The sequence below is a fragment of the Desulfamplus magnetovallimortis genome, from assembly GCF_900170035.1.
Classification (GTDB): domain Bacteria; phylum Desulfobacterota; class Desulfobacteria; order Desulfobacterales; family Desulfobacteraceae; genus Desulfamplus; species Desulfamplus magnetovallimortis.
Genome location: NZ_LT828543.1, coordinates 31,065 through 41,985, shown reverse-complemented (window position 1 = coordinate 41,985; position 10,921 = coordinate 31,065). Strand labels below are relative to the sequence as shown.

General features: G+C 40.4%; 7 protein-coding genes. 2 read left to right on the top strand and 5 right to left on the bottom strand.

Translation table 11 applies throughout. From position 1 onward, the window contains the following. The 3 genes from MTBBW1_RS08875 to MTBBW1_RS08865 form a co-directional block, all read right to left on the bottom strand. Positions 1 to 2,499: a glycosyltransferase family 2 protein gene (locus MTBBW1_RS08875; protein ID WP_080802196.1), complete on the bottom strand. Its 2,499-nt coding sequence runs from the start codon at positions 2,497 to 2,499 to the stop codon at positions 1 to 3. A gap of 2 nt (positions 2,500 to 2,501) precedes the next feature. Next, positions 2,502 to 5,987: a glycoside hydrolase family 44 protein gene (locus tag MTBBW1_RS08870; protein WP_186441172.1), complete on the bottom strand. Its 3,486-nt coding sequence runs from the start codon at positions 5,985 to 5,987 to the stop codon at positions 2,502 to 2,504. Positions 5,988 to 6,055: 68 nt separating this feature from the next. Beyond that, positions 6,056 to 7,027 carry a YbgA family protein gene (locus tag MTBBW1_RS08865; RefSeq protein WP_080802192.1) on the bottom strand — a complete coding sequence of 324 codons (972 nt, stop codon included), beginning with the start codon at positions 7,025 to 7,027 and terminating at the stop codon, positions 6,056 to 6,058. 592 nt (positions 7,028 to 7,619) lie between these two features. Here MTBBW1_RS08865 and asnS point away from each other — a divergent pair. Both asnS and MTBBW1_RS08855 read left to right on the top strand, forming a co-directional pair. After that, a complete protein-coding gene (gene asnS / locus MTBBW1_RS08860) occupies positions 7,620 to 9,002 on the top strand; it encodes an asparagine--tRNA ligase (protein ID WP_080802191.1) in 1,383 nt (460 codons plus the stop codon). Between the two features lie 77 nt (positions 9,003 to 9,079). Then, complete coding sequence (locus tag MTBBW1_RS08855) at positions 9,080 to 9,298, top strand: hypothetical protein (RefSeq protein WP_080802188.1); 219 nt, start codon at positions 9,080 to 9,082, stop codon at positions 9,296 to 9,298. A gap of 325 nt (positions 9,299 to 9,623) precedes the next feature. On the opposite strand, the gene MTBBW1_RS08850 is transcribed toward MTBBW1_RS08855, so the two are convergent. Both MTBBW1_RS08850 and MTBBW1_RS08845 read right to left on the bottom strand, forming a co-directional pair. Continuing rightward, the gene (locus MTBBW1_RS08850; protein WP_080802185.1) at positions 9,624 to 9,818 is read right to left on the bottom strand and encodes a hypothetical protein; all 195 of its coding nucleotides are present in this window, start codon (positions 9,816 to 9,818) and stop codon (positions 9,624 to 9,626) included. Between the two features lie 520 nt (positions 9,819 to 10,338). After that, positions 10,339 to 10,719, bottom strand: coding sequence for an alpha/beta fold hydrolase (locus tag MTBBW1_RS08845; protein WP_222424021.1), 381 nt, complete (start codon positions 10,717 to 10,719; stop codon positions 10,339 to 10,341). Between the last annotated feature and the right edge of the window lie 202 nt (positions 10,720 to 10,921).

Genomic DNA, 10,921 nt, shown 5'->3' with positions numbered 1-10,921 from the left:
CTATCTCCATACAACTTTTGATATTTTTGTAACAAACCTATTTTTAATAATTTCCTTCATTAGTGATGCGACACCTCTGAAATTTGAAAAAGTTCCCCAGATTCCAATTTTCAGCAGTCGAAAAAAGCCCCTTACATATCCCACAGGAGTTGTTTTTTCATTCTGACTGAAAAACTTCCACCTGCTGCTGTCTCCATAAACAAAATTTATAACATTCAATAAATGAGCCTTATCATCGGCCACAAAAAGGGTACCCAAAATGGTTCTTTTGCCATCATGACGCACATGTTTAACTTCTAAGGGTAATGCATAGGAGTTGCCGTAACTGTCACTTGCATGCATCACAATATGCTTTAGGTTCATCTGTGAATCTGTTTTCATAAAAGGGGTATCTGTCATTATTCCTGCTCCTGTTACAGAAAGATCAAACAATCTTGCTGGCACCATTTCAGATTCATCAAATATCTTAAGCATCACTACTTCATCGGTTGGATAGCGGTGCATCTTCCGCATCTGCCTTTTTTCCCACACAACACCAAGGCATGACAGAAGAAGAATAATATTAAAGGTGTTCCAGACAATACAGAGAATAATGGAATCTGTTAGTCCCGGAGTAGTCATCCATCGATACCCTCCTGCAACATATCCTGCAAGGGAAATTATGAGCATTATATAAAAAGGCAGTGCAAGATGGCTTAAAAAATCCTTTTCAAGGGAGACTGCCTTGGGAGTAACTTTGAAGACCGGTGATCTTGGTTTTAAAATAACTGAGACAATGGCAGGAAGAAGATAAAAACTTTGAATGGTTTCATAGAGTTCAGAAAAGAATGGATGACGGTACCTGCCAAATAGGTAGTTGGAAAGCAGATATGCACCTGCAAGATGGGGAAAGGCGTATGCCACAACTTGAATCAGCGAGGCATTATAAATTTTAAGCCCAAGAAACAAGAGAACAAGGGGGGATATAAAAAAAATAAATCTGGCAAAGCCAAAAAACCAGAAAAAACTGGTGTTGATATAACAGATTTTCTGGAAAAGAGTCAGACCTTTTTGAAACAGAGGGTTTTTTAACATGAAAATCTGGATCATTCCCTGTGCCCATCGGCTTCGTTGAACAATGAAGTCATCAAATGTTTCCGGTGTCAGTCCAATGATCAGGGGTTTAAAAAGATAGGCACTGTTATAACCCTTTGCATGGAGCCCAAGGGCGGTTTCAGCATCTTCTGTTATTGTATCTCCGGCAATGCCACCAACCTCAAGAAGATGCTTGCGCCGTAAAATAGCAGCAGAACCACAGAAAAATGATGCATTCCAGAAATCAAGCCCGGGATGGATAGCTGCATAGAACATTTCGTTTTCACTTGGGCCTTTTCTGAAGGTCTCAAGATTTTTCTCCACAGGATCTGGATTTATAAAAAAATGGGGGGTCTGTAGAAGAAAAAGATCAGGGTCTTTAATAAAAAAGCCAACTGTCTTAAGCAGAAAATCCCTTGCTGGAACATGGTCACAATCAAGAATCAGAATCAGCTCTCCGCACCCTTGATGGATCCCCTCATTAATACAGGAAATCATGTCAAAGGCATCTTCATCAAGCCTGCACTCGCAGCTCATCAGAGATTCATTGAGGTTTCCTGCCTTTGCATGTAGGTTTTCATCCCTTGTGACATAGTTAATTGAAAGATCAAGAGCAATTCCTTTGAGAAGATCTGCCCGTTTTATTGCCTTGGCAGCTTTTGCAGGATTAGTGTCGTTGAGCTTCTGTACTGTCCCGCCATCATCAAGGATATAGATATTAAGATGTTCCCTGGGATAAAAAACCTGGGTACATGCCATTGCAGTAAGGCGAACAACATCTTCAGGCTCGTTATATGTTGGAATATATATATCCACAGTGGGTAATGCATTTATATTCTTCTCGGGGAATTCCCCCATGTTTTTTTCGGGGAATTCCTCCGTGTTTTTCTCGGAGATTTCCTCTATGTTTTTTTTGGGTAATCCACCCATTTTTTTCTCAGGCAATGCATCTATATCTTTTTCAGATAATGCCCCCATATTTTTCTCGGATAATGCATATAGTGTCTCTACCTCAACAGGCAATTTTTCAGGAACTCTTATCATTGGAGAGGCATTGACAAACATACCCATGAAATAGATCATGATACCGTAGCTCTCTGCAATATAGAGCAGTATTGAAAAGAACATCTCAGAAACACTTGAAAAGGACAATGTAACAGTTGTCCTGAAAAACCAGTACCTAAGGGTCAGAAAAGCACAGATGGTCATGATAAAAAGCCTGGTTACTTGCCCCTTCTGAACTGTTGTGGCAGATGGCACATAAGGCATCCCAAAGGCTTCAGCACTGTAAGCTGCAAGAAAGAGTACTGCTCCCATTATCATCTGATACTTTAGGCTTAAAAATGCAGATGCAAATAGAATATAAAGGATAGCAAGAAGAATCATGAATCCCTGGACAGCATGGAGCGAAATATCTTTTTTCATTTTTAGCCTTTTTCCCAGGTCATACTCAACAAACGCATAACAATGCAACCAATAAATATTAAAATTATTAAACCAGGCACAATCCTTCCACAAGAAAGGCCTGAAAAGAAATTCCCCTCAAAAGTTTCATACCCTTGTGTCATGAGAGTATTACAAAAACATCCCTGACCCCCGGAGCCGCCGCCAATGCTTACATCAGTCTCTCCATCACCATCTGGATCTGTTTCATCTGGAATAGAAACGCCATCCTTTGAAACCAAAATTGTCACCTGGGCAATGTTACGGCTGCGGGCACTCCTTGTATCTGTTACAACAAGATCATATATATATGTGCCCTCAATATTTGATGAAAAAAGAGTTTCAGATGCAAAAGGCTCAGAGATATGGGTTTCAGATGCAAAAGTATCAGAGATAATAGAGATGTTTTGTGATACCCATTCCCACGCAGTTATTTCATCATCAGGATCACAGTCAAAACTTGGTGTGCCATTAAGGGTCACAGATTGACCTGGTTTTACAGTAAGGTTTCTTTTCTCAACTGCTGCAACCGGAAGGCGGTTATTATTGGCATTTGGTCCCACAAGTCTCAGATTGTCAATATAGATTACCCCTTTTGCTGTTTTATCACCATGCCACGGCACAAATTCTATCTGGTTGATGGATGAAAAATCCATTGTTGTCTCAGCACCATTTTGACCTTCAGGATATCGCCAGTCAAAAAAGCGGTCATCCAGAGCTATGCGAACTGTCTGCCATGGCCCATCTTCAACAACAAGAAGGTCGGTATAATCTTTAATGGAATCGGTTTCACTTAAAAATTTTATTTCAGACAAAAAAGGTCTTGATGGCTTTCCCTTATTCCCTGATTCATCGCTTAAAATTATAAGAAGCTCTGTATTATCACTGCCTTTTGTATCTGTTTTTATATCAAATTCAAATGCCTCATATCCTTCCCAGAATCCTGTGGCATTGTACTTTATCTTTGAGGATATGTTTTGGTTCCCTGATGAAGTGTCAGTTGAAATATATGTGGAATGGCCATATGTTCCAAAACTTTGATAAAGTCTGCCGTCAGGAGTGTCTCCATTTTTTCTATTAAATTCAATTTCCATGCAGTATTTACTACCGAGGCGGTTTACTTCATTCCTGTTCAACTGAAAATTGTAAAGATAAGGGCTGTTTCTGTCATCTGGTGTACCATGATTGTCCCACCATCCAATGGAATATGGCGGTATTTCATTAAGGCTGTGTGCAAATGAACCTGTCTCAAAATCTGCAATACGTTTCTCACCATCATCTTCACCTGGAATCACATCCATCACAACCATGATATTCTTTTGGTGTTGAGCATTTCCTGCCAAAAAACTAACCTTTATATTGGAAGTGTAAGTTCCAACAGGCAAATAGGCTCTATCCACTGTGAAATATACCTCATCGGTTACTGAAACTTCTCCAGTCACGCTGTTTTCGGGAACAAGCCATTTGGTAAGAGAAGCTGAAGCCTCTGATACTCCGGAGATAGAATTTTCAAAGCTTAAAGCTGTGCAATCTTCTGTGCAGATCTCCATTGACCAGGGAATTGCAGTCACTCCCGGGTTGGTGATTTTTACCCCATGTGTAAAAATCTTTTTTTCACCATCAACAATCCATCCATTACTGTAGGGACCAAAATCAAGAATATCAGGTGTCACCTGTATGCTCTGATTTTCTGCAAGGGAGTCACCACTATTTTGGGATGAAAAGACAAAAGCGTAGATTGCCAGGGGATGATAGTCAAAAATCATATTCCCATCTGTATCATAGCTAATGCCAGTTGTATCCATTTCAATCACATGGGGATCTCCCATGCCATACCTCAAAAGGCGGGTGAGAATCAGATTTCCATCAGAAGAATCAATACGCATCAATGCCTTTTCAGGTGGCTGATCACTTATGTATTCACCTGTCGTACTATCATATTGCCCCTTGTACACTGCAAATACCACATAATCGCCTTTTTCATTTTCACAGGCATGAACAGAAAAAGAGTTCCAGTCACTGACTTCTGCTTTGATGGATGTGCCCCTGAAAAGGTTGCTCATCATGTAAAATGCCCAGTATTTGGGGTTCGGCTCACCATCTTCATCAAACATTGCCTGACGGGCACTGTCTAAAGATGCATGGGTAAGATCAGCACCGGATTGATTAGGCTCTCCAAGATACCAGTTACATGATAGATAAACCCCGCACCTTGCAAAAAATCCAAGATAATCCATTGTGCCGATTGCCGCCACTTGTGGAATGGATGGATAGCCATCCCAGTAGAAATAACCATACTCTGAAAAGGATATTTTTGTTTCAGGATAGAACCTCTCTATGGAATTTTTTAAACGGTTTAAAAGATTTGTTTTTACACCGGAAAATAGGGTCTCCATATCCTGACTTTTAAAATTTTCATGAAAAAGTCCCATAGGTTCAAGTATGGCATCCTTTTCTGTAATGCATCTCATGTAACGATGAACATCAAGAAATTCTGCAAGGCGGCTTCCACGAGACTCATCTGCAAGGCGCATGCTTTTAAGATAGAAGGGCAATATTTTTTGAGGATCACTCTCCCATCCAGACACATCCGGATCACTTCCTCTGTCAGGGAAAATGTCCTTATCCCATGTTGATTCCGGACTGCTCATTAAATCCCATGAGGAATCATCTGTTGCAGGATCTCCACCTGGTTCTGTCACAGGGCATATTGGAGAATAATCATTGAACCAGTATAACCACCAGTTTGCGGGGGTAGGTCCAAGTATCCGGGCCGTGGAATCAGAACTTTTTATGGCTTCTGCCACAGTTGTAAAACGATTGAAATAGTGCTCATAGGAAGTGTGAAAATTGAGAACCTGATCTCCGTGGGCAGCATCTGCAAAAAAAGATGGATAATCGCTGCGTTTCCAGGCAATAAACGGCTCATTTCCAATGCCCCAGAAACGGACATTTCCACCTGTTGATTCTACCCAGGAACTAACTTCACCTGAAGATTGTTCATGGGAATAACCTGACTTTCCCCGCCCATCTGTGTCAGATGCCACATTGCCATAAACAGATACCTGGAGAAAAGGCTCAGCATCAAGATCGTTAACTACCCAATCTACAAAACTTTCCCAGCTCATTGGAACATATTGGTTTTGTTTTGAAATTACATTATACATTCTATTGTTGATGAAGTTATAGCGCTCCATATTAGTGGCTCCAAGGCGCACAACTTCAACCTGTGCCTCCCGAAGATGATCTTCCACCATATACATGTAGTATGAAGGTGCCCAGTTTGCGATGTTAATGCCATAAATATATGGTGAAATGCTTTTTCTTTCACTTGAGGGATCAATCACAAGTGTGACAAGGTCATCAGCGGCTGCTTCTGAAGGTGATGTTGAAATAAAGATATCAAAAGGAGTCAATTGTAGAGGGTGCTTTAAAGATATTATGCTCAGCAGCATCACATAAAATAACACTCTGTATCCTAAAGAAAAAAAGGATGTTGATTTTGAGTATTTAGTGCTCATTCTTTAATAATCATTCCTCAGTAATAATTCCTAAGCTTCAATTCCACTGGATGTGGATTTAGATATGTCTGACAGGCAAGATACTCCTGATTATATTTTTGTACATAATGTTTTATCAATGTCATGGGAACAATCAACGGAACAAAACCCCTTTTGTAATCGTCAAAAATTGCCAGAAGCTCTTGTTTTTCATCTCCTGCAAGATCTTTTTTAAAATATCCCATCATATGTTGCAGAACATTTATATTTTTTTTCAAGGTGGTTTGAAGAGTTAGTGTCTGAAAAAGCAAAGATTCATACTGATCAAAAAGGGCATCTTTATCCATCATTTTTCCATCAGCAACAAGTTTTCCCATTTTTCGATATATCTTTTCACTGTGAGAGAACAGCAACAGTTTGTTGCGGGTATGAAAATCAACAAGAGCTCCTAAACTCCTTTGTCCTTCAAGTAAGCGTCTCCATCGCTTTAATGTAAAAATATTTTCAATGAAGGTTTCCCTGATTTTTGGATCATTCAATCTTGCTGCATCTTCAGCAGGAATTCTGGGGAAACATTTTACAAATGCATGTGCAAACAGGCCTCTTCCGGCATGACTTATTACATTCCCTTTTTCATTATGAACTTTTATCCTGTGCAGGCCGCTGCTTGGAGATTTGCTTTTGAATATAAAGCCGCACAGATTCTCTTTTTCAAGTTCTGTAAGTTTTATATCTATCCAGTTTTTCATCTGATCTGTCATATCTTTGCGGCTATTTACAGTCACAAGTCTTGGGTTTTCAGGATCACCCACGAGTTGAATAGCCTCCCTTGGTACGGGCATCCCGCACTCCACTTCAGGGCATACCGGAACAAAATCAAAAAACTGCCCAAGGGTCTCTGTTACAAAACGGTCATGACTGTGATTGCCGTCATATCTTACCTTTTCACCTGTAAGGCAGGTACTGATACCAACTTTAATGCTCTCCTGCCAATCATCTGGAATATTCATAAAACCCTCACTTTTTAAGAACTCGTAAGTCTAAGTATTCTCAGCGAACACCAAAACAGACTAAAAGTGGACACCTATGATTTTGTAAGCCTTGTCAACACTGTCTCTGTGGCCGAGGATTTCAGTGCTTATGACTCTTGAGTTCAGATATATCTGTTTTCATTTAAATAAAGGCGCTCTTTTCCCTTATTGCCACTATGAAAAGCTCCATTTATATGGTAATTGGATGGCTGGAATATGACAATAAACTTTGGCATGGTTCATTTCCCTATTTACACTTTTCGGAGAGAAAACTTCTGAGTGGCCGGGAATCACTCACAAAAAAGTGTAAACTATTTTTAGTTGATATGAAAGATGCCTAAACTTTTATTTATTGCACACTACCCCCAATTGGAGTTGCTGTCAAAGCAGGTTTTAAATTTTTTGCTTTTCCGCCGAAACAACCGGAAAGCATCTCAAATACACATAAATTGGTAGTGTCCCAAATCTGTGGACGACTCTCTGGAAATACTTATCAATAGAGTTGTTTCCTTATCAGATCAACGGATTTGGGACACCACCCATAAATTATCATCTTTGGAGAGGATATGCCATGCAGGATAGAATCAAGATAGATAAACTTCTGGCCTCGGAAAAGCCCATTGACTGCGTTGTTGCAAAAGGCTGGGTGAGAACCAGGCGGGATTCAAAGGATTTTTCATTCATGGAACTCAATGATGGTTCCTGTCTAAAAAATATTCAGATTGTTGCAGACAGCAAACTTGAAAACTACAGTGAAATTTCCTCACTGACAACAGGTTCTGCAATAAGTGTCACAGGAAAGCTTGTGCCTTCTCCGGGAAAGGGTCAGAAATGGGAAATTCATGCTGATGTAGTTGAGATAGTTGGTATTGCTCCAGAGGATTATCCCCTTCAGAAAAAACGTCACTCAGATGAATTTTTACGCACAATTGCACATTTAAGGGCAAGAACCAATAAATATGGAGCTGCCTTTCGTATCCGTTCCGAGATGGCCTGGGCCGTACATAACTTTTACAGAGAAAAGGGTTTCAGGTATCTGCACACTCCCATTATCACAGGATCTGACTGTGAGGGTGCAGGGGAGATGTTCAAGGTGACAACCCTTGATCCTGCAAATTTTAATAAAAACGAAAAAATGGATTGCTCTTCAGATTTTTTTGGTCAGGAGGCAAACCTGACTGTGTCCGGCCAGCTTTCTGCCGAAATGTTTGCATTGGCACTTGGAGATGTATATACATTCGGCCCCACATTTCGTGCTGAAAATTCAAATACCAGCCGCCATGTGGCAGAGTTCTGGATGTTGGAACCCGAGATGGCTTTCTGTGACCTTGAAGGTAATATGGATCATGGAGAAGAGCTTCTTAAATACCTTGTCCGTCATGCAATGGATGTTTGCACCGAAGATCTTGACCTGTTTGCCAATTTTGTTGATAAGGGTCTTAAACCTTTATTAAATAGCCTTGCTGAAGATAAGTATGAAAGAATAAATTATAATGATGCAGTGGATCTGCTTCAAAAATCCGGCAAAAAATTTGAGTATAAAGTAGAAAAAGGAATTGATCTTCAGTCAGAACATGAACGTTTTCTTGCCGAGGAGTATTTCAAAAAGCCTCTTTTTCTTATCAATTACCCAAAGACCATAAAACCCTTTTACATGCGGGTAAATGATGATGGTGAAACCGTGGCAGCAATGGATCTGCTGGTTCCAAGAATAGGTGAAATTATTGGTGGAAGCCAGCGTGAAGAGAGGCTCAATGTCCTTGAAGAGAGAATGGGGCAGATGAATCTTGCAGGAGAACCCTACTGGTGGTATATGGATTCAAGAAAATTTGGCTCTGTTCCCCATTCAGGGTTTGGAATGGGCTTTGAACGCCTTTTGATGCTGATTACTGGAATTACCAATATAAGGGATGTTATTCCGTTTCCAAGAACTCCGGGAAGTATTGAGTTTTAACCAGCATTGTTTATATTTGGAGGGTAATTGATACACAGTTATCCCCGTTAAGATCAGAAAACCAAGGAGATTTATTCATGCCAACACTGGAAGAGAGAGCTGCTGAAAGCCAGGCACAATTGAAAAAAAGATTGAAGGCAAGAACAAAGGAATTTGGTGTTACAAATGATTTTGCAGAATATATTGAGATGATGGAAAAATATCTTCTGACACTGGAAAGGCGTGTAAAAAGATTGGAAAACCGGCATAATTTTCACAGTGATGATGAGCTGGACCTTGATGGAGTTGAGATATAAGTAAGCACATAGACAAATATTTCATCCTGTTAAGCCTTAGTAGATTCCACACCATTGAGCTTTTATTGTAAATCCGGTTGAAATTTATGACTACTCTGCCCCTTGCATCTGAGAGGATGATCAATGCCAAGGAAAACCATAAACATATTATAGGACTTTTTTCATAAAACCTATGAGGAATAATAATTGAAAACCATATCAGGATATAAATATAGCTACCTGTCAAGGCTCTTTTGGCAATATCTTCATTGGCTCTAAATGCCATCTCCTCGGTGATATTTATATGTGATTTGACCATTGGTTTATGGCTCCGAAAGGCGGCGTTTTAAACAGGCAAAAATCGTGGTGCCGTAGTGAAGCCCCCCTGAGGCACGTTGTTTTCATCAATAATTGGCGAGACAATCACATGAAACTTCAGCACTGATACTTCGGTATAGTACTCATTAAAAATACCTTGCATACCCAACCGGGTATGAGTGATGACCTCAGAATTATCTTTGTAGGCATCGTAGATGGACATCCCTACCATCCCATCTGGCCGGGATGTCCATCTACGATGGATTTCAGTTCTTTTCCTTCAGACAAGGTGACGATGCCTCTTTTGTCGATGGAACAGATAATGATGGGTAAATTCAACTCCGAATCTGTACGGAAGATTATTGAGAGATGTTGTATTTCTTGAGAATTCTCTTATATGTCCCATTTTCTTTGATCGTTTTCAAGGCGGCATTGAATTTTTCAAGGAATGGCACCCCAAGCATTTCCTTTTTGAATCATATGTTCACATCGTTTCCATGGATAAAAATTGTACTCGATCTCCATCCCCATCTCTTTGACGACAGCAGTTGTCACCTCAGAAGCAAAGCCATATCCGTGCTTTTTCCAGGACTACGCCTGGAAAAAGTGGCCCCTGCAGGGCAGATATCAACAATCTCATATCGACAAAACTTTGTCGATGTGGCGCGGATAAGCGCCTAAATCCGGTGGAGTCTTTTTTTTATGAACCGCGCACATCATGCGCGATTCATGGTCTTAGTATATTAATTTAGAAAATCCGCAATTTCACGCCACATCACCGGAGGATTGGAATACATGGGGAAGTGGCCGCATTCCGGGATTTCAGAAAGCCTGACACCGTTTGATTCAATATGGTTCAAATAGGAAAGTGTTCGGTTTTGCTCCCCATACATGAACATTTTCGGACACGGTAAATTCAAAAATTTTTCCATGAGATCTCCATGATCCGATAACTCTACCATGGATGAAAAAATTCCTTTGACCGCTTCCGCCCGGAGTTTGTGTTTCAAGCTCGCTGAATAGAGTGGGCTGGAATACGCCGGAGCATGGAGGGTTCGCTCAATGAACCGCTCGAAAAACGCATTGGCATCGGATGCTGGATAGTCGATGATTTGCCGACTCAAAAAGCAATCTTCCGGTGCAATGTTGCCTTCGATGTATCCTATTCAAATTCCGGGGTATCATCCAATATTGAAAAAGAGTTGAGGCAAAAATATTCATCATCTACTCCGGATAGGGATAATGAACGCATAAATGCATACTCCTGACACAAGATAGAATACGTTGAAAAAAATTTTGAGTGGCTTGAAAAACAGGGTGCGTGTA

What these genes read in the sequence shown, in the direction of transcription:
- MTBBW1_RS08855 (WP_080802188.1), top strand. Translation starts at nt 9,080, where the DNA reads ATGCCAACACTGGAAGAGAGAGCTGCTGAAAGCCAGGCACAATTGAAA.
- MTBBW1_RS08875 (WP_080802196.1), bottom strand. Translation starts at nt 2,499, where the DNA reads ATGAAAAAAGATATTTCGCTCCATGCTGTCCAGGGATTCATGATTCTT.
- MTBBW1_RS08850 (WP_080802185.1), bottom strand. Translation starts at nt 9,818, where the DNA reads ATGTCCATCTACGATGCCTACAAAGATAATTCTGAGGTCATCACTCAT.
- MTBBW1_RS08865 (WP_080802192.1), bottom strand. Translation starts at nt 7,027, where the DNA reads ATGAATATTCCAGATGATTGGCAGGAGAGCATTAAAGTTGGTATCAGT.
- asnS (WP_080802191.1), top strand. Translation starts at nt 7,620, where the DNA reads ATGCAGGATAGAATCAAGATAGATAAACTTCTGGCCTCGGAAAAGCCC.